The following is a 16,909-nucleotide window of genomic DNA, read 5'->3' as shown; positions in this document are numbered from 1 at the left end:
GGATATGGCTATCAAGGTTCTGTTGGTGGAAGACGATCGCGCCCTGCGTGAAGCATTGGCTGACACGCTGTTGTTGGCGGGCCATGACTATCGGGCGGTCGGTTCTGCCGAGGACGCCTTGGACGCGGTGGAGCAGGAAGCCTTCAGCCTGGTGGTCAGCGACGTGAACATGCCCGGCATGGATGGCCACCAGTTGCTCGGACTGCTGCGTGCGCGCCAGCCGCAACTGCCGGTGCTGCTGATGACCGCCCACGGTGCGGTGGAGCGTGCCGTGGACGCGATGCGCCAGGGCGCGGCGGATTATCTGGTCAAGCCCTTCGAGCCTAAAGCCCTGATCGAACTGGTGGCCCGTCACGCCCTGGGGGTAATCCCGGCCAACGAAGGCGAGGGCCCGATCGCCTTCGAGCCGGCCAGTGCACAATTGCTCGAGTTGGCAGCCCGTGTGGCGCGCAGTGACTCCACCGTGCTGATCTCCGGCGAGTCCGGCACCGGTAAAGAGGTGCTGGCGCGTTATATCCACCAGCAGTCGACCCGCGCCCAGCAACCGTTTATCGCCATCAACTGCGCGGCGATCCCCGACAACATGCTTGAAGCCACCCTGTTCGGTCATGAAAAAGGTTCGTTCACCGGGGCCATCGCGGCCCAGGCGGGCAAGTTCGAACAGGCCGATGGCGGCACGATTTTGCTGGATGAGATCTCGGAAATGCCCCTGGGCCTGCAAGCCAAGTTGCTGCGGGTGCTGCAAGAGCGCGAAGTGGAGCGGGTGGGTGCGCGCAAGCCGATCCAGTTGGACATCCGTGTGGTCGCCACCACCAATCGTGACCTCGCCGGCGAAGTGGCGGCGGGGCGCTTCCGGGAAGACCTGTTCTATCGGCTTTCGGTGTTCCCCCTGGCCTGGCGCCCGCTGCGTGAACGCCCGGCAGATATCATTCCGCTGGCCGAGCGCCTGCTGAACAACCACGTCAAAAAAATGAAGCACGCCCAGGCGCGGCTGTCGGCGCAAGCCCAGGCCTGCCTGATCAGTTATCCATGGCCCGGCAACGTGCGGGAATTGGATAACGCCATCCAGCGCGCGCTGATCCTGCAGCAGGGCGGCCTGATCCAGCCCCAGGATTTCTGCCTGGCCATGGGCACTGGTGCGGCGCCATTGCCCTCGTTGGCGCCCGCGCCGGTGGTTGCAGAGGCTGAGTCTGCCGGTGCCCTGGGCGACGACCTGCGTCGCCGCGAATTCCAGATGATCATCGACACCCTGCGCGCCGAGCGCGGTCGGCGCAAAGAGGCCGCCGAGCGCCTGGGCATCAGCCCGCGCACCCTGCGCTACAAGCTGGCGCAGATGCGTGACGCCGGAATGGATGTGGAAGCGTATCTATTCGCCACGTAACCGGTAAGAAGGTCGACAATGTTTGTCGCCTTTTCTTACGAGCTGATGCGGATCTGGCACCCTTGTTGCTACCTCCCCTAGTAATCGCTGCGTAGTGTCAAAAAATTGCAGGTTGGAGAGAGAAGGTCATGAGCCAGGGTATTGAGTTCAATCGGTTGATGTTGGATATGCGCGCCATGCAGATGGATGCCATGGCTCAACCGAAATCCGTCGCGCCAGCGCCGGAATTGGGCCAAAGCAGCTTCGCCGACATGCTCGGCCAGGCCATCAACAAAGTCAGTGATACCCAGCAAGCTTCCAGCCAGTTGGCCAATGCGTTCGAGATCGGCAAAAGCGGCGTGGACCTCACCGATGTGATGGTCGCCTCGCAAAAGGCCAGCGTTTCCTTCCAGGCCCTGACCCAAGTGCGTAACAAGCTGGTTCAGGCCTATCAAGACATCATGCAGATGCCGGTTTAAGGGCGAGATTTAAGTCATGGCAGAAGCAGTCTCCGACAACGTACCCGCCAAGACAGACGGCAAGCCGCCGCTGTTTGGCCTGTCGTTCCTGGAAAACCTCTCGGAAATGACCATGCTGCGTCAGGTGGGCCTGATGGTCGGCCTGGCTGCCAGCGTGGCGATTGGTTTCGCCGTGGTGTTGTGGTCGCAGCAACCCGATTACCGGCCGTTGTACGGCAGCCTGGCGGGCATGGATTCCAAGCAGATCATGGAAACCCTCGCCGCCGCCGACATTGCCTACACCGTGGAGCCCAACTCCGGCGCCCTGCTGGTCAAGGCCGACGATGTGGCCCGTGCGCGCATGAAGCTGGCTGCCGCCGGCGTGACCCCGTCCGACAGCAATATCGGTTTCGAGATCCTCGACAAGGACCAGGGCCTGGGGACCAGCCAGTTCATGGAAGCCACCCGCTACCGTCGTGGCCTTGAAGGCGAGCTGGCGCGCACCATTTCCAGCCTGAACAACGTCAAGGGTGCCCGCGTGCACCTGGCGATTCCGAAAAGCTCGGTGTTTGTGCGCGATGAGCGCAAGCCAAGTGCGTCGGTATTGGTCGAACTGTTTTCCGGCCGCTCCCTGGAGCCTGGCCAGGTCATGGCGATCATCAACCTGGTGGCCACCAGCGTTCCCGAACTGAGCAAGTCGCAGATCACCGTGGTCGACCAGAAGGGCAACCTGCTCTCCGACATGGCCGAAAACTCCGCGCTGACCCAGGCCGGCAAGCAGTTCGACTACAGCCGCCGCATGGAAAGCATGCTCACCCAGCGTGTGCACAACATCCTGCAACCGGTGCTGGGCAATGACCGCTACAAGGCGGAAGTGTCTGCCGACGTGGACTTCAGCGCCGTCGAGTCGACCTCCGAGCAGTTCAACCCGGACCAGCCGGCCCTGCGCAGTGAGCAATCGACCAGCGAACAACGTACCGCCAGCAATGGTCCGCAAGGTGTGCCCGGTGCCCTGAGCAACCAGCCGCCGGCCCCGGCTTCGGCGCCGCAAACCACCGGTGGCGCCGCAGCCACCGCGGGCGCCATCCAGCCTGGCCAGCCATTGTTGGATGCCAACGGCCAGCAGATCATGGACCCGGCCACCGGCCAGCCGATGCTCGCGCCGTACCCGGCGGACAAGCGTAACCAGTCCACCAAGAACTTCGAACTCGACCGTTCCATCAGCCACACCAAGCAGCAGCAGGGTCGCGTCAATCGCCTGTCGGTGTCGGTGGTGGTGGATGACCAGGTCAAGGTCAACGCCGCTGACGGTGCTGTAACGCGTGCACCGTGGAGCGCCGACGAATTGGCGCGCTTCACACGCCTGGTGCAGGACGCCGTTGGTTTTGACGCCAGTCGGGGTGACAGCGTCAGCGTGATCAACATGCCGTTCTCCGCCGAGCGTGGCGAAGTGATCGCCGAAGCGGCGTTCTACACCCAGCCGTGGTTCTGGGACATCGTCAAGCAAGTGCTGGGTGTGTTGTTCATCCTGGTGCTGGTGTTCGGCGTGCTGCGCCCGGTGCTCAACAACATCACCGGCAACGGCAAGAAACAACTGGCGGCCTTCGGTGGCAGCGATGTCGAGTTGGGTGGCATGGGCGGCCTGGACGGCGAACTGGCCAACGACCGCGTCAGCCTCGGCGGCCCGCAAAGCATCCTGTTGCCGAGCCCGAGCGAAGGCTATGACGCGCAGTTGAACGCAATCAAAAGTCTGGTAGCAGAAGACCCGGGCCGTGTGGCCCAGGTCGTGAAAGAGTGGATTAACGCAGATGAGTGATCGAGCCGCTGTTGCCAAGCTCTCCCGGGTCGACAAAGCCGCAGTCCTGCTGCTGTCCCTGGGGGAAACCGACGCCGCCCAAGTGCTGCGCCACATGGGCCCCAAAGAGGTCCAGCGGGTGGGCGTGGCCATGGCGCAAATGCGCAATGTGCACCGCGAGCAAGTCGAACAGGTGATGAGCGAGTTCGTCGAGATCGTCGGCGACCAGACCAGCCTGGGCGTCGGCTCCGACAGCTACATCCGCAAGATGCTCACCTCGGCCCTGGGCGAAGACAAGGCCAACGGCCTGATCGACCGCATCCTGCTGGGCGGCAACACCAGTGGCCTGGACAGCCTCAAGTGGATGGAACCGCGCGCGGTCGCCGACGTGATCCGCTACGAGCACCCGCAGATCCAGGCAATCGTGGTGGCCTACCTCGACCCGGACCAGGCCGGTGAAGTCCTCGGCCACTTCGACCATAAGGTGCGCCTGGACATCATCCTGCGCGTGTCGTCGCTGAACACCGTGCAGCCGGCGGCCCTGAAGGAACTCAACACGATTCTCGAGAAACAGTTCTCGGGCAACTCGAACGCCTCGCGCACCACCCTGGGTGGTATCAAGCGCGCGGCCGACATCATGAACTTCCTCGACAGCTCGGTCGAAGGCCAGTTGATGGACTCGATCCGCGAGATCGACGACACCCTGTCCGGCCAGATCGAAGACCTCATGTTCGTGTTCAACAACCTCTCCGATGTCGACGACCGTGGCATCCAGGCGTTGCTGCGCGAAGTGTCCTCCGACGTGCTGGTACTGGCCCTCAAGGGCTCGGACGAAGGCGTCAAGGAGAAGATCTTCAAGAACATGTCCAAGCGTGCCTCCGAGCTGTTGCGCGACGACCTGGAAGCCAAGGGTCCGGTGCGCGTCAGCGACGTGGAAACCGCGCAGAAAGAAATCCTCACCATTGCCCGCCGTATGGCCGAAGCCGGAGAAATCGTTCTCGGTGGGAAGGGCGGCGAAGAAATGATCTAAGGCGCTCCCCATGTCGAACAAAGATGAGGCGCCCAGCGATCTGATTCGCGCACGGGACGTCGGTGGGTTCGACATCTGGTCGTTGCCCAGCTTCGATCCGCATGTGCCCGAGCCCGAGCCGGAACCGGTCGAAGAGCCGCCGGTGGAAATGGAAGAAGTGCCGCTGGAGGAAGTCCAGCCACTGACCCTGGAAGAGTTGGAAAGCATCCGTCAGGAGGCCTACAACGAAGGCTTCGCCGCTGGCGAGAAAGACGGTTTTCGCAGCACTACCCTCAAGGTGCGCCAGGAGGCCGAGGCGGCGCTGAGCGTCAAGCTGGCCAGCCTGGAGCGCCTGATGGGCAACCTGTTCGCGCCCATCGCCGAGCAGGATTCGCAGATCGAAAAATCCATGGTCGGCCTGGTACAGCACATCACCCGCCAGGTGATCCAGCGCGAACTGGTGCTGGATTCCAGCCAGATCGAAAGCGTGATGCGCGAAGCCCTCAAGTTGCTGCCCCTGGGCGTCGGCAATGTGCGGCTGTACATCAACCCGCAGGACTTCGAACAGGTCAAAGCGATGCGCGAGCGCCATGAAGAAACCTGGCGCATCGTCGAAGATGCGGCGCTGCAGCCCGGCGGTTGCCGGGTCGAGACCGAGCACAGCCGCATCGATGCCACGGTGGAAACCCGCATCAGCCAGATCATGGCCAAGCTGCTTGATCAACAACACGAGCAGGCGCTGAACCCGGCCGAACCGGACCTGAGCGTGGACCTGGACGCCCCCGATGCGCCTTGATCGCACCAGCTTCGCCAAGCGCCTGGGCGGCTATGCCGAGGCCACCGAATTGCCCGGCCAGCCAATCCTCGAAGGGCGCCTGTTGCGCATGGTCGGCCTGACCCTCGAAGCCGAGGGCCTGCGGGCCGCCATGGGCAGCCGCTGCATGGTGATCAACGACGACAGCTACCATCCGGTGCAGGTCGAAGCCGAAGTGATGGGTTTTTCCGGCAACAAGATTTTCCTCATGCCCGTCGGCAGCCTGGCCGGCATCGCCCCCGGCGCCCGTGTGGTGCCCCTGGCCGACACCGGCCGCCTGCCCATGGGCATGAGCATGCTCGGCCGGGTGCTGGACGGCGCCGGTCGCGCACTGGACGGCAAGGGCGGCATGAAAGCCGAAGACTGGGTGCCGATGGACGGCCCCACCATCAACCCGCTCAACCGCAACCCCATCAGTGTGCCGCTGGACGTGGGGATTCGCAGCATCAACGGTTTATTGACGGTCGGCCGCGGCCAGCGTCTGGGCCTGTTCGCGGGTACGGGGGTGGGTAAGTCGGTGTTGCTCGGCATGATGACGCGCTTTACCGAGGCCGACATCATCGTGGTGGGCCTGATCGGCGAGCGGGGCCGCGAGGTGAAGGAGTTCATCGAACACAGCCTCGGCGAAGAAGGCCTCAAGCGTTCGGTCGTCGTTGCGTCGCCGGCGGACGATGCACCGCTGATGCGTCTGCGCGCGGCCATGTACTGCACACGCATCGCCGAATATTTTCGCGACAAGGGCAAGAACGTCCTGTTGCTGATGGACTCGCTCACCCGTTTCGCCCAGGCCCAGCGGGAAATCGCCCTGGCCATCGGCGAGCCCCCGGCCACCAAGGGCTATCCGCCGTCGGTGTTCGCCAAGCTGCCCAAACTGGTGGAGCGCGCCGGTAATGCCGAGGCCGGTGGCGGCTCGATCACCGCGTTCTACACCGTATTGTCCGAAGGCGATGACCAGCAGGATCCCATCGCCGACTCGGCGCGGGGTGTGCTCGACGGCCACATCGTGCTGTCGCGGCGTCTGGCGGAGGAGGGGCACTACCCGGCCATCGACATCGAAGCGTCCATCAGCCGGGTCATGCCGGCGGTGGTCACGCCGGAGCATATGGCCCGCGCGCAGCAGTTCAAGCAGCTGTGGTCGCGTTATCAACAGAGCCGCGACTTGATCAGCGTCGGTGCCTACGTGGCCGGCGGCGACCGCGACACCGACCTGGCGATCGCCCTGCAACCGCAGTTGGTGACCTACTTGCGCCAGGGCCTCAACGACAAGATCAGCATGGGTGAAAGCGAAGCGCACCTGGGTTCGATCTTCGCTCCTGCGCCGGGCGGCTAAGCCATGGCCAACAGCCGCGCTGCGCGCCTGGCCCCGGTGGTCGACATGGCCGAAAAGGCCGAGAAAACCGCGGTCCAGCGCCTGGGGTATTTCCAGGGCCAGGTGCGCTTGGCGGAAAGCAAGCTGGGCGACCTGGAGCGTTTTCGTGGCGAGTACCAGCAGCAATGGATCGAACGCGGCACCCAAGGTGTGTCGGGGCAATGGCTGATGGGTTACCAGGGCTTTCTCAATCAGCTCGAGACGGCCGTCGGCCAGCAGCGCCAAAGCCTGGCCTGGCACCAGAACAACCTCGACAAGGCCCGCGAGAGCTGGCAGCAAGCCTTCGCCCGCGTCGAGGGCCTGCGCAAACTGGTGCAGCGCTACATCGACGAAGCGCGGGCATTGGAAGACAAGCGCGAGCAGAAATTGCTCGACGAATTGTCCCAGCGCCTGCCGCGCCAATCACAATACTGACGGTTGCCCGCCTGCCACATTTGATCTGCTGTGTTGCTGGTATCCCATTCGCCTGCTACACCTTGTGTCTATGCCTATGACAAGGAAGCAGTCGCATGTCAATTGAGTCAGAAGTATCCCTGGACGGGAAGAAGTTGACGATCGCAATCAAGGGTCGGTTCGATTTCAGCAGCCACCAGGCGTTTCGTGAGGCTTACGAGCGTTTCTACAAGGTGCCTGAGTCGTATGTGGTCGACCTGAAGGAAACCACTTACATGGACAGTTCGGCCCTGGGCATGCTCCTGCTGTTGAGGGACCATGCCGGCGGCGAGGAGTCGGAGGTCCAGGTGATCAACACCAACTCCGATGTGCGCAAGATCCTCGCCATCTCCAACTTCGACAAATTGTTCGACATCAATTGAGCGCCCTGGCCCCCGCGGTTGAGCCGCTGACGATCCTGATCGCCGAAGACAGTGCCGCCGACCTGCTGTTGCTGTCGACCATTGTGCGACGCCAGGGGCACCAGGTGCTCACTGCAACCAATGGCGAGGAGGCCGTTGAGCTATTCGCGCGCGAGCGTCCGCAACTGGTGTTGATGGACGCGATCATGCCCGTGATGGATGGCCTGACCGCCGCGCGGTGGATCAAGCAGTTGGCGGGGGAGGAGCTGGTGCCGATCATCTTCCTCACGTCCCTGCGCGAGAGTGCCGCCCTGGCCGAGTGCCTGGATGCCGGCGGCGATGATTTCCTGCCCAAGCCCTATAACCAGTTGATCCTGGCGGCCAAGATCAACGCCATGGACCGCCTGCGCCGGCTGCAGGCGACGATGCTGCAGCAGCGCGACCAGATCGCCAGGCACCATGACCACTTGCTGCATGAGCAGCGGGTGGCCAAGGCGGTGTTCGATAAAGTCGCCCATTCCGGCTGCATTAACGCGGCGCCGAATATCCGCTACCTGCAATCGCCCTATGCGCTGTTCAACGGCGACCTGCTGCTGGCGGCGTATACGCCGTCGGGCGACATGCACGTGCTGCTTGGCGATTTCACCGGCCATGGCCTGCCGGCGGCGGTGGGCGCCATGCCCCTGGCGGAAGTGTTCTACGGCATGACTGCCAAGGGCTACGGCCTGGCGCAGATCCTGCGGGAGATGAATGCCAAGCTCAAGCGCATCCTGCCGGTGGACATGTTCTGCTGCGCCACCCTGCTGTGCCTGAGCACGCAGCGGCGGGTGGTGGAGGTGTGGAACGGCGGCATGCCCGAAGGCTATGTGCATGAAGTCGCCAGCGGCAGGCGCACGCCGCTGCAGCCGCGGCATTTGCCGTTGGGGGTGCTGTCGGCTGAGGCGTTTGATGATCGCACCGAGGTCTGGCCCATGGCGCTGGGTGACCGCGTGTTCCTGCTCTCCGATGGTGTGCTGGACACCGCCGACGCCAATGACCAGCTGTTTGGCGTCGAGCGTTTGCAGCAGGTGTTTGCCGCCAACCGTGAGCCCGACCGGCTCTTCGACGACATCGAGCGCGCCCTGGCGGCTTTTCGCGGGGAGGCGCGGGACGATGTCAGTCTGGTGGAAATCATCCTGCAACCCGGGCAGCCGCTGCGTGCGACCGGGCTGCTGTATGCCGACAGCGGCCAGACATGCCCGCTCGATTGGTCGGTGAGTTTCGAATTTCGGGCCGAGACCCTCAAACGTTACAACCCCTTGCCCTACCTGCTGCAACTGCTGCTGGAGATCCAGGGGCTGCGCGAGCAGAGCGGGGCGCTCTACAGCGTCATGGCCGAGTTGTATTCCAATGCGCTGGAACATGGCGTGCTGGGCCTGGACTCGCGGCTCAAGCGCGATGCCCAGGGCTTTGCCGAGTATTATCGCCAGCGCAATGACCGCCTGGCGCAGTTGAGCAGTGGCTATGTGCGCGTGCATGTGCAGGTGGTGCCCACCGAGGCGGGCGGCAAGATGACCCTGCGCCTTGAAGACAGTGGGCCAGGGTTCGACGTGGAGCAGGTGCTGGCCCGGCCGCTGGACATCGATGGCCTGTCAGGTCGAGGCCTGAGCCTGGTGCGTCAACTCAGCAGCCAGGTGCGCTGGTCCGACGGCGGACGCAGTGTCTGCGTAGAGTTTTGCTGGGGGGCTCTGGCATAATCCGCCGATTCTTGATCAAGGAGCGAGCAAGTGGCTGAGATTCATATGGACCCGGACGTGCTGTCGGGTTTGCAGGAGGTCATGGAAGGCGAGTATCCCAAGTTGCTCGATACCTTCCTCGATGACTCCCAGAAACGCGTCGAAGCGCTGCGCAAGGCGCGGGACGACGCCAAGGCACTGGGGCGTATCGCCCATAGCTTCAAGGGCAGCAGTGGCAACCTCGGCGCAGTGCGGTTGGCGCACCTGTGCCAGCGCTTGGAGGCGGAGTCCGCTGAGGCCGCGGCGGACCTGGGGGCGCTGGTGGACCAGATCGATCATGAGTTTGCCTTGGTGAAGCCGATGTATGAGTCGGAGCGGCAGCGGTTCCAGATTTGATTCCATCCGTGTGAAAACCTGGCCCGACTCTTGCTCTACCTCCTGATACTGCATCCCCGATCCCCATGCAGTGGAGACCTTTACCTATGCCAGTCGCCCCGAATTCGCTTCTCCAGGCTGCCCCTGCGGCCAAGCCTCAAGCGCCTGCCGTCAATCCACCGGCAGTGGCTGCGGACCCACGGGACAAGGGCCCAGGCTTCGCTCAGGTGTTCGCCAGCCAGGGTTCCAAACCCACGGTCAAGGCTGATGACAACTCGGCCAAGCCCACGCGGGACAAGCCTGTCGATGCCAGCGCCAAGCCTGCGGCGGGCAACGACAAACCTGCCGCCGCCACGCCAGCGGTTGCCGATAGCGGCAATACCTTGCCTGCCAAGCCTGCGGCATCGTCCGACGACACTGCCGGCAAGGATGACGCTGCACCTGTGGATCCGGCCCTGGCGCAGCAGCCTCCCGTGGACCCGGTGGTCGACCCGGCATTGATTGCGACGGTCACCCCGGTGGTGGTGCCGGTGCCGGTGGAAACCCCGGTCCCCGCAGCCGCTGCCAAGGATGACAAGGCCGCACCCGTGGTTGCGGCGCCAATCGCAGCGACCGAGGACGCCACGCCGGCCTTCGACCCTGAGGCCGATCCCCTGGACGCCATGCCGGCCGTACGCCTGGCAATGGAGCAGGGCGGGCACGTGTCGGCCAGCAGCCAGGCACCGGCCAAAACCGCCCCGACGACCACCCAGGACCAGCCAACCGCCGCGCAGAACTTTGCCGCCGGCCTGGCCACCATGGTCGACCAGCAAGCCACCAAGGACAGTACGGACCAGGGTGGCGACAAGGCCTTCAGCGGCTTGATCGAAGGCGGCCTCAAGGACTTGAAAGAGGCCAGCAGCGACACCCGCGTCGATGACTTCGCCAACCGCCTGGCCGCATTGACCCAGGCGGCCACGCCGAAAACCGCGAATGCCTTGCCGCCGGTGACGAATGCGCCGCTGGCCATGCACCAGAGCGGCTGGACCGACGAGATCGTCAACCGTGTGATGTACCTCTCCAGCGCCAACCTCAAGTCGGCGGAGATCCAGTTGCAACCGGCCGAACTCGGGCGCCTGGACATCAAGGTCAACATGACCGCCGACCAGCAGGCCCAGGTCAACTTCATGAGCGCCCACCCGGTGGTGCGTGAAGCCCTGGAAAGCCAGTCCGGTCGCTTGCGCGAGATGTTCGCCCAGCAGGGCATGGGCCAGGTGGATGTGAACGTGTCCGACCAGTCCCGTGGCCAGGAGCAGCAGCAACAGCAGGCGCAGACGGGGGGCGTTAGTCGCAGTGGGCGGAGTGGCGACAGCGGCGACAGCGGCAGCCACATTGAAGTGGCCGAAGCCGTGGCGCCCGTGACTTCGACGGTGATCGGCTCCAGCGCCGTCGACTACTACGCCTGATGTGAGTCTGGCATAGGACAAAATGTGGGAGCGGACTTGCTGTGGTGGGTAGGCTTGCTGTGGTGAGCTGGCTTGCTGTGGTGAGTGGGGTTGCTGTGGTGAGCGGGCTTGCTGTGGTGAGCGGGCTTGCTGTGGTGAGCGGGCTTGCCCCGCGCTGGACTGCGCAGCAGTCCCATTGTCGGTGAACAAGCCCCCCACCACAGCCCCCCCCCCTTCCACATTTTTTGTGGCATTCCTTTGTCTGCGTTCAGCCAGACAACTCTGGCATAACACTTGCTCTTGCCTTTCCGTAGATCTATGAATCCCCGAATAGTGACGGATTATTGGCATGGCGAAGAGCGACGACGCAGCAAAAGCACCCGCACCCGCAGGCAAAGGCAAGCTCAAGCTTATCCTGATGATTGTCGTGGGCCTGCTCCTGGCCATCGGCGCCTCGGTGGGCGGCACCTGGTACATCATGCACAGCAGTGCCAGCAAGCCGGCACCTGCCGCCGAAACCGCCACTAACGCCAAGCAACCGGCAATCTTCGAGCCGATGCTTCCGGCCTTTGTCGCCAACTTCAACCAGAACGGTCGTCAACGCTACCTGCAGGTGAGCATCACTTTGCTGGCGCGTAACCAGTCGGACCTGGATGCCCTCAAGGTGCATATGCCGGTGATCCGCAACAACCTGGTGATGCTGTTCTCCGGGCAGAGTTTCGACACCCTGGCCACCCCGGTGGGCCAGGAAATGCTGCGCCAGAAGGTCACTGCCAGCGTGCAGGAAGTGGCCCAGAAGGAGCTCGGCAAAGTCGTGATCGAGCAGGCGCTCTTCACTAATTTCGTATTGCAGTAGGATCACCCCATGGCCGTGCAGGACCTACTGTCCCAGGATGAAATCGACGCGCTGTTGCATGGCGTCGACGACGGTCTGGTACAGACTGAAATGGCTGCCGAGCCCGGCAGCGTCAAAAGTTATGACCTGACCAGCCAGGATCGCATCGTCCGTGGACGCATGCCGACCCTTGAGATGATCAACGAACGTTTCGCCCGTTACACCCGGATCAGCATGTTCAACATGCTGCGCCGCTCGGCGGACGTGGCGGTGGGCGGCGTGCAAGTGATGAAGTTCGGCGAGTACGTGCACTCGCTGTACGTGCCCACCAGCCTCAACCTGGTCAAGATCAAGCCATTGCGCGGTACCGCGCTGTTCATCCTCGACGCCAAGCTGGTGTTCAAGCTGGTGGACAACTTCTTCGGCGGTGACGGCCGTCACGCCAAGATCGAAGGCCGTGAATTCACCCCTACCGAATTGCGCGTGGTGCGCATGGTGCTGGAGCAGGCCTTCATTGACTTGAAGGAAGCCTGGCAGGCGATCATGGAAGTCAATTTCGAGTACATCAACTCGGAAGTGAACCCGGCCATGGCCAACATCGTCGGGCCGAGCGAGGCCATTGTGGTGTCCACGTTCCACATCGAGCTCGATGGCGGCGGCGGCGACCTGCACGTGACCATGCCGTACTCGATGATCGAGCCGGTGCGCGAAATGCTCGACGCCGGCTTCCAGTCCGACCTGGACGACCAGGACGAACGCTGGGTCAAGGCCCTGCGCGAAGACCTGCTGGATGTCGACGTGCCGCTGAGCGCCACCGTGGCCCGGCGCCAGTTGCGCCTGCGGGATATTTTGCACATGCAGCCGGGGGACATTATCCCGGTCGAATTGCCGGACGAAATGATCATGCGCGCCAACGGCGTGCCGTCGTTCAAGGTCAAGCTGGGGTCCCACAAGGGCAACCTCGCTTTGCAAGTGGTTGAGCCGATCAACCGTCGCTGATCCCTATTTATGAATGTTTGCTCCGCCGAGGACATGTAATGGCTACCGAACACGAAAACACTTCCGCCGAAGACCAGGCCCTGGCTGACGAGTGGGCTGCGGCCCTGGAAGAAACCGGCGATGTCGGCCAGGACGATATCGACGCACTGCTGGCCGCTGATGCCGCCACAGCACCAGCGGGTAATCGCCTGCCCATGGAAGAGTTCGGCAGCGTGCCGAAGAACAACGACCCGGTGACCCTCGATGGGCCGAACCTGGACGTGATCCTCGACATCCCGGTGTCGATCTCCATGGAAGTGGGCAGCACCGACATCAACATCCGTAACCTGCTGCAACTCAACCAGGGCTCGGTGATCGAGCTGGATCGCCTGGCCGGTGAGCCGCTGGACGTGTTGGTCAACGGCACCCTGATCGCCCACGGCGAAGTGGTGGTGGTCAACGAAAAGTTCGGCATCCGCCTGACCGACGTGATCAGCCCAAGCGAACGCATCAAGAAGTTGCGCTGATATGAAACGGCTGATGGTGGGACTGTTCGCCGCGCTGCCATTGGCGGTGTGGGCGGCGGAGCCGGTAGCCCAGGTTGCCGCTGCGCCCGTCGGCGGCAGCGTTGGCGGGCAACTGACGCAGTTGGTGCTGGGCCTGTTGCTGGTGGTCGGCTTGATCTTCGTGTTGGCCTGGCTGATGCGGCGCGTGCAGAGCATCGGCCCGGGCAATGCCCAGGTCATCGAAATGATCGGCTCGCGCGCCCTCGGCCCGCGTGACCGGCTGGTGCTGGTGCAAGTGGGCGAGGAACAGATCCTGCTGGGCATTACCCCCGGCCGAATCACGCCGCTGCATGTGCTCAAGACCCCGGTGCCAACCACCCAATCCCAGCCCGCCACGCCAGAATTCGCCCAGCGCCTGATGGAATTGCTGGGCAAGGATCAGAAGGATAAGAAGTAATGCGCGTTTTATTGACGCTCATGCTGTTGCTGGCCACGCCATTGGCGCTGGCCGCCGACCCGTTGTCGATCCCGGCGATTACGCTGGGTACCAACGCGGCGGGGGCCCAGGAGTATTCGGTCAGCCTGCAGATCCTGCTGATCATGACCGCGCTGAGCTTTATCCCGGCGTTTGTCATGCTGATGACCAGCTTTACGCGGATCATCATTGTGTTCTCGATCCTGCGTCAGGCCCTGGGCCTGCAGCAGACGCCGTCGAACCAGATCCTCACCGGCATGGCGTTGTTCTTGACGATGTTCATCATGGCGCCGGTGTTCGACAAGGTGAACCAGCAAGCCCTGCAGCCGTACCTGGCCGAAAAAATGACTGCCCAGGATGCGATCGACAAGGCCCAGGGCCCGATCAAGGATTTCATGCTGTCGCAGACCCGTTCCAGCGACCTTGAGTTGTTCATGCGCCTGTCCAAGCGTACCGACATCGCGACTCCGGACCAGGCGCCGCTGACCATCCTGGTGCCGGCGTTCGTCACCTCGGAACTGAAGACCGCGTTCCAGATCGGCTTCATGATCTTTATCCCGTTCCTGATCATCGACCTGGTGGTGGCGAGCGTGCTGATGGCCATGGGGATGATGATGCTGTCGCCGCTGATTATTTCATTGCCGTTCAAGATCATGCTGTTTGTGCTGGTGGACGGCTGGGCGCTGATTATCGGCACGTTGGCCGGCAGTTTCGGAGGGGTGTGATGTGTTAGGTGAAGCAGCATGACCCCAGAAGTCGCCGTCGACCTGTTCCGTGAAGCACTGTGGCTGACCACCGTGATGGTTGCCGTGCTGGTGGTGCCGAGCCTGTTGGTGGGCCTGCTGGTGGCGATGTTCCAGGCCGCGACCCAGATCAACGAACAGACCTTGAGTTTCCTGCCGCGCCTGCTGGTGATGCTGATCACCCTGATTGTCGCCGGCCCGTGGCTGGTGCAAACCTTCATGGAATACATCCTGCAGCTGTACGGCAGTATTCCGCAGTTGATCGGCTGACCCGATGCAGTCCTTGCTGGCATTGACCGACACCCAGATCAGCACGTGGGTGGCCTCGTTCATCCTGCCGTTGTTCCGGGTGACGGCCATGCTGATGGCCATGCCGGTGTTCGGCACGACCCTGGTTCCACGCCGGGTGCGCCTGTATTTCGCCGTGGCTATTACCGTGGTGCTGGTGCCGGGCTTGCCGCCCATGCCGCCGGTGAATGCCCTGGACCTCAGCGCCCTGATGCTGATCGCCGAACAGATTCTGATCGGCGCCATGCTGGGTTTTTCCCTGCAACTGTTCTTCCAGGCGTTTGTGATTGCCGGGCAAATCATCTCGATCCAGATGGGGATGGGCTTCGCCTCCATGGTCGACCCTACCAACGGCGTGTCGGCGGCGGTGATCGGGCAATTCCTGACCATGCTGGTGACCCTGCTGTTCCTGGCCATGAACGGTCACCTGGTGGCGTTCGAGGTGTTGACCGAAAGCTTTACCACCTTACCGGTGGGCTCCGGGCTGGTGGTCAATCACTTCTGGGAAGTGGTCGGGCGCCTCGGCTGGGTGCTTGGCGCCTCGCTGTTGCTGGTATTGCCGGCGATCACCGCGCTGCTGGTGGTCAACATCGCGTTTGGCGTCATGACCCGCGCGGCACCACAGCTGAACATTTTCTCCATTGGTTTCCCCTTGACCCTGGTGCTGGGCATGGGGATTTTCTGGGTCGGCCTGGCTGACATTCTCAATCAGTATCAACCGCTGGCGACCGACGCCTTGCAGTTCCTACGTGATCTGGCACGGGCGCGCTGAGCCATGGCCGAGAGCGAGAGTGGTCAGGACAAGACAGAAGACCCCACGGAGAAACGTAAAAAGGACTCCAGGGAAAAGGGCGAGATTGCCCGTTCCAAGGAACTCAATACCGTTGCGACCATGATGGCCGGAGCCGGTGCCTTGCTGATCTATGGCGGTGGCCTGGCGCTGGACTTGATGGAGCTGATGAAGCACAACTTCACCTTGCCCCGCGATGTGCTGCTCAACCCTGGCTCCATGGGTCAATACCTGCTGCACTCGGGCAAGATCGCGATATTGGCGGTGCAGCCGATCCTGATCACCCTGCTGCTGGCCGCGCTGATCGGCCCGGTCGCCCTCGGCGGCTGGCTGTTCGCCGCCGGCAGCATGGCGCCCAAGTTCAGCCGCATGAACCCTGCGGCCGGTCTCAAGCGCATGTTTTCCGCCAAGGCCCTGGTGGAGCTGCTCAAGGCCCTGGCCAAGTTCATCCTGATTCTGTTCGTGGCGCTGATGGTGTTGTCGTCCGACATCGACGACTTGCTGCGCATCGCCCATGAACCCCTGGAGTCGGCGATCATCCACAGCGTGCAGGTGGTGGGCTGGAGTGCGCTGTGGATGGCCGCCGGACTGATCATCATCGCGGCGGTGGATGCGCCGATCCAGTTGTGGGAAAGCCACAAGAAACTGCTGATGACCAAGCAGGAAGTGCGCGACGAGCACAAGGACCAGGAAGGCCGCCCCGAGGTCAAGCAGCGCATCCGCCAGCTGCAGCGGGAAATGTCCCAGCGCAAGATGATGGCCTCGGTGCCCGACGCCGACGTGGTCATCACCAACCCGACCCACTACGCCGTGGCCCTCAAGTACGACCCGGAGAAGGGCGGCGCACCGATGCTGCTGGCCAAGGGCAGCGACTTTACCGCGTTGAAAATCCGCGAAATCGCCGTGGCCCACGACATCCTGCTGCTGGAGTCGCCGGAGCTGGCGCGGTCGATCTTCTACTCCACCGACCTTGACCAGGAAATCCCGGCGGGGTTGTACCTGGCCGTGGCCCAGGTGTTGGCGTATGTCTATCAGATTCGCCAATACCGCGCGGGCAAGGGCAAGCGCCCGGATCCGCTCAAGGATCTGCCGATCCCGCCGGAGTTGCGTCGCGATTCCTGAGGCAGGGTTGTCGTGCTTGCGGTGTTTCAGTCTGTCGGTAAATGCCGCCTACCTGTCAA

General features: G+C 63.0%; 19 protein-coding genes. All 19 read left to right on the top strand.

The window, feature by feature from the left end:
• Positions 1 to 4: 4 nt before the first annotated feature.
• The 19 genes from FX984_RS10735 (at position 5) to flhB (ending at position 16,850) form a co-directional block, all read left to right on the top strand.
• The gene (locus tag FX984_RS10735; protein ID WP_027603849.1) at positions 5 to 1,381 is read left to right on the top strand and encodes a sigma-54-dependent transcriptional regulator; all 1,377 of its coding nucleotides are present in this window, start codon (positions 5 to 7) and stop codon (positions 1,379 to 1,381) included.
• A gap of 128 nt (positions 1,382 to 1,509) precedes the next feature.
• Positions 1,510 to 1,839, top strand: coding sequence for a flagellar hook-basal body complex protein FliE (gene fliE / locus FX984_RS10730; RefSeq protein WP_010208741.1), 330 nt, complete (start codon positions 1,510 to 1,512; stop codon positions 1,837 to 1,839).
• Positions 1,840 to 1,855: 16 nt separating this feature from the next.
• Positions 1,856 to 3,634 carry a flagellar basal-body MS-ring/collar protein FliF gene (fliF, locus tag FX984_RS10725; protein ID WP_027603850.1) on the top strand — a complete coding sequence of 593 codons (1,779 nt, stop codon included), beginning with the start codon at positions 1,856 to 1,858 and terminating at the stop codon, positions 3,632 to 3,634.
• Entirely contained in the window at positions 3,627 to 4,643 is a 1,017-nt protein-coding gene (fliG, locus tag FX984_RS10720) for a flagellar motor switch protein FliG (RefSeq protein WP_017527617.1), read from the top strand. The genes fliF and fliG overlap by 8 nt, the downstream gene beginning before the upstream one ends.
• Positions 4,644 to 4,653: 10 nt before the next feature.
• On the top strand, positions 4,654 to 5,418 hold the full coding sequence (gene fliH, locus FX984_RS10715; RefSeq protein ID WP_027603851.1) for a flagellar assembly protein FliH: 765 nt from the start codon (positions 4,654 to 4,656) through the stop codon (positions 5,416 to 5,418).
• Positions 5,408 to 6,766 carry a flagellar protein export ATPase FliI gene (fliI, locus tag FX984_RS10710; RefSeq protein ID WP_027603852.1) on the top strand — a complete coding sequence of 453 codons (1,359 nt, stop codon included), beginning with the start codon at positions 5,408 to 5,410 and terminating at the stop codon, positions 6,764 to 6,766. Before fliH ends, fliI begins: the two co-directional genes overlap by 11 nt.
• Before the next feature lie 3 nt (positions 6,767 to 6,769).
• Positions 6,770 to 7,219 (top strand): flagellar export protein FliJ, encoded by a 450-nt coding sequence (fliJ, locus tag FX984_RS10705; RefSeq protein WP_027603853.1) that lies wholly within the window; start codon positions 6,770 to 6,772, stop codon positions 7,217 to 7,219.
• Between the two features lie 95 nt (positions 7,220 to 7,314).
• Positions 7,315 to 7,620 carry an STAS domain-containing protein gene (locus tag FX984_RS10700; protein ID WP_027603854.1) on the top strand — a complete coding sequence of 102 codons (306 nt, stop codon included), beginning with the start codon at positions 7,315 to 7,317 and terminating at the stop codon, positions 7,618 to 7,620.
• Positions 7,617 to 9,335 (top strand): ATP-binding SpoIIE family protein phosphatase, encoded by a 1,719-nt coding sequence (locus FX984_RS10695; RefSeq protein ID WP_092355184.1) that lies wholly within the window; start codon positions 7,617 to 7,619, stop codon positions 9,333 to 9,335. Before FX984_RS10700 ends, FX984_RS10695 begins: the two co-directional genes overlap by 4 nt.
• A 30-nt stretch (positions 9,336 to 9,365) precedes the next feature.
• On the top strand, positions 9,366 to 9,710 hold the full coding sequence (locus tag FX984_RS10690) for an Hpt domain-containing protein (RefSeq protein ID WP_065940558.1): 345 nt from the start codon (positions 9,366 to 9,368) through the stop codon (positions 9,708 to 9,710).
• 86 nt (positions 9,711 to 9,796) lie between these two features.
• The gene (locus FX984_RS10685) at positions 9,797 to 11,134 is read left to right on the top strand and encodes a flagellar hook-length control protein FliK (RefSeq protein WP_146476714.1); all 1,338 of its coding nucleotides are present in this window, start codon (positions 9,797 to 9,799) and stop codon (positions 11,132 to 11,134) included.
• A 328-nt stretch (positions 11,135 to 11,462) separates the two neighbouring features.
• Entirely contained in the window at positions 11,463 to 11,969 is a 507-nt protein-coding gene (gene fliL / locus FX984_RS10680; protein ID WP_065924962.1) for a flagellar basal body-associated protein FliL, read from the top strand.
• 9 nt (positions 11,970 to 11,978) lie between these two features.
• Positions 11,979 to 12,947, top strand: a complete 969-nt coding sequence (gene fliM, locus FX984_RS10675) for a flagellar motor switch protein FliM (RefSeq protein WP_027603859.1) — start codon at positions 11,979 to 11,981, stop codon at positions 12,945 to 12,947.
• A 38-nt stretch (positions 12,948 to 12,985) separates the two neighbouring features.
• Entirely contained in the window at positions 12,986 to 13,453 is a 468-nt protein-coding gene (gene fliN, locus FX984_RS10670) for a flagellar motor switch protein FliN (protein ID WP_027603860.1), read from the top strand.
• A 1-nt stretch (position 13,454) separates the two neighbouring features.
• Entirely contained in the window at positions 13,455 to 13,889 is a 435-nt protein-coding gene (fliO, locus tag FX984_RS10665) for a flagellar biosynthetic protein FliO (protein WP_108573773.1), read from the top strand.
• The gene (gene fliP, locus FX984_RS10660; RefSeq protein WP_027603862.1) at positions 13,889 to 14,632 is read left to right on the top strand and encodes a flagellar type III secretion system pore protein FliP; all 744 of its coding nucleotides are present in this window, start codon (positions 13,889 to 13,891) and stop codon (positions 14,630 to 14,632) included. The genes fliO and fliP overlap by 1 nt, the downstream gene beginning before the upstream one ends.
• Before the next feature lie 18 nt (positions 14,633 to 14,650).
• Positions 14,651 to 14,920, top strand: coding sequence for a flagellar biosynthesis protein FliQ (fliQ, locus tag FX984_RS10655; protein ID WP_027603863.1), 270 nt, complete (start codon positions 14,651 to 14,653; stop codon positions 14,918 to 14,920).
• A gap of 4 nt (positions 14,921 to 14,924) precedes the next feature.
• A complete protein-coding gene (gene fliR / locus FX984_RS10650; RefSeq protein ID WP_092355178.1) occupies positions 14,925 to 15,710 on the top strand; it encodes a flagellar biosynthetic protein FliR in 786 nt (261 codons plus the stop codon).
• Positions 15,711 to 15,713: 3 nt separating this feature from the next.
• Entirely contained in the window at positions 15,714 to 16,850 is a 1,137-nt protein-coding gene (flhB, locus tag FX984_RS10645; protein ID WP_027603865.1) for a flagellar biosynthesis protein FlhB, read from the top strand.
• Positions 16,851 to 16,909 lie beyond the last annotated feature (59 nt).

Origin of the sequence: Pseudomonas marginalis, from assembly GCF_008692035.1 — a bacterium.
GTDB classification, from domain to species: Bacteria; Pseudomonadota; Gammaproteobacteria; order Pseudomonadales; family Pseudomonadaceae; genus Aquipseudomonas; species Aquipseudomonas marginalis.
This window is presented reverse-complemented; position numbering and strand designations above follow the sequence as displayed.

Coding starts and splice junctions, on each gene's coding strand:
- FX984_RS10735 (WP_027603849.1), top strand. CDS start 5: ATGGCTATCAAGGTTCTGTTGGTGGAAGACGATCGCGCCCTGCGTGAA.
- fliE (WP_010208741.1), top strand. CDS start 1,510: ATGAGCCAGGGTATTGAGTTCAATCGGTTGATGTTGGATATGCGCGCC.
- fliF (WP_027603850.1), top strand. CDS start 1,856: ATGGCAGAAGCAGTCTCCGACAACGTACCCGCCAAGACAGACGGCAAG.
- fliG (WP_017527617.1), top strand. CDS start 3,627: ATGAGTGATCGAGCCGCTGTTGCCAAGCTCTCCCGGGTCGACAAAGCC.
- fliH (WP_027603851.1), top strand. CDS start 4,654: ATGTCGAACAAAGATGAGGCGCCCAGCGATCTGATTCGCGCACGGGAC.
- fliI (WP_027603852.1), top strand. CDS start 5,408: ATGCGCCTTGATCGCACCAGCTTCGCCAAGCGCCTGGGCGGCTATGCC.
- fliJ (WP_027603853.1), top strand. CDS start 6,770: ATGGCCAACAGCCGCGCTGCGCGCCTGGCCCCGGTGGTCGACATGGCC.
- FX984_RS10700 (WP_027603854.1), top strand. CDS start 7,315: ATGTCAATTGAGTCAGAAGTATCCCTGGACGGGAAGAAGTTGACGATC.
- FX984_RS10685 (WP_146476714.1), top strand. CDS start 9,797: ATGCCAGTCGCCCCGAATTCGCTTCTCCAGGCTGCCCCTGCGGCCAAG.
- fliL (WP_065924962.1), top strand. CDS start 11,463: ATGGCGAAGAGCGACGACGCAGCAAAAGCACCCGCACCCGCAGGCAAA.
- fliM (WP_027603859.1), top strand. CDS start 11,979: ATGGCCGTGCAGGACCTACTGTCCCAGGATGAAATCGACGCGCTGTTG.
- fliN (WP_027603860.1), top strand. CDS start 12,986: ATGGCTACCGAACACGAAAACACTTCCGCCGAAGACCAGGCCCTGGCT.
- fliO (WP_108573773.1), top strand. CDS start 13,455: ATGAAACGGCTGATGGTGGGACTGTTCGCCGCGCTGCCATTGGCGGTG.
- fliP (WP_027603862.1), top strand. CDS start 13,889: ATGCGCGTTTTATTGACGCTCATGCTGTTGCTGGCCACGCCATTGGCG.
- fliQ (WP_027603863.1), top strand. CDS start 14,651: ATGACCCCAGAAGTCGCCGTCGACCTGTTCCGTGAAGCACTGTGGCTG.
- fliR (WP_092355178.1), top strand. CDS start 14,925: ATGCAGTCCTTGCTGGCATTGACCGACACCCAGATCAGCACGTGGGTG.
- flhB (WP_027603865.1), top strand. CDS start 15,714: ATGGCCGAGAGCGAGAGTGGTCAGGACAAGACAGAAGACCCCACGGAG.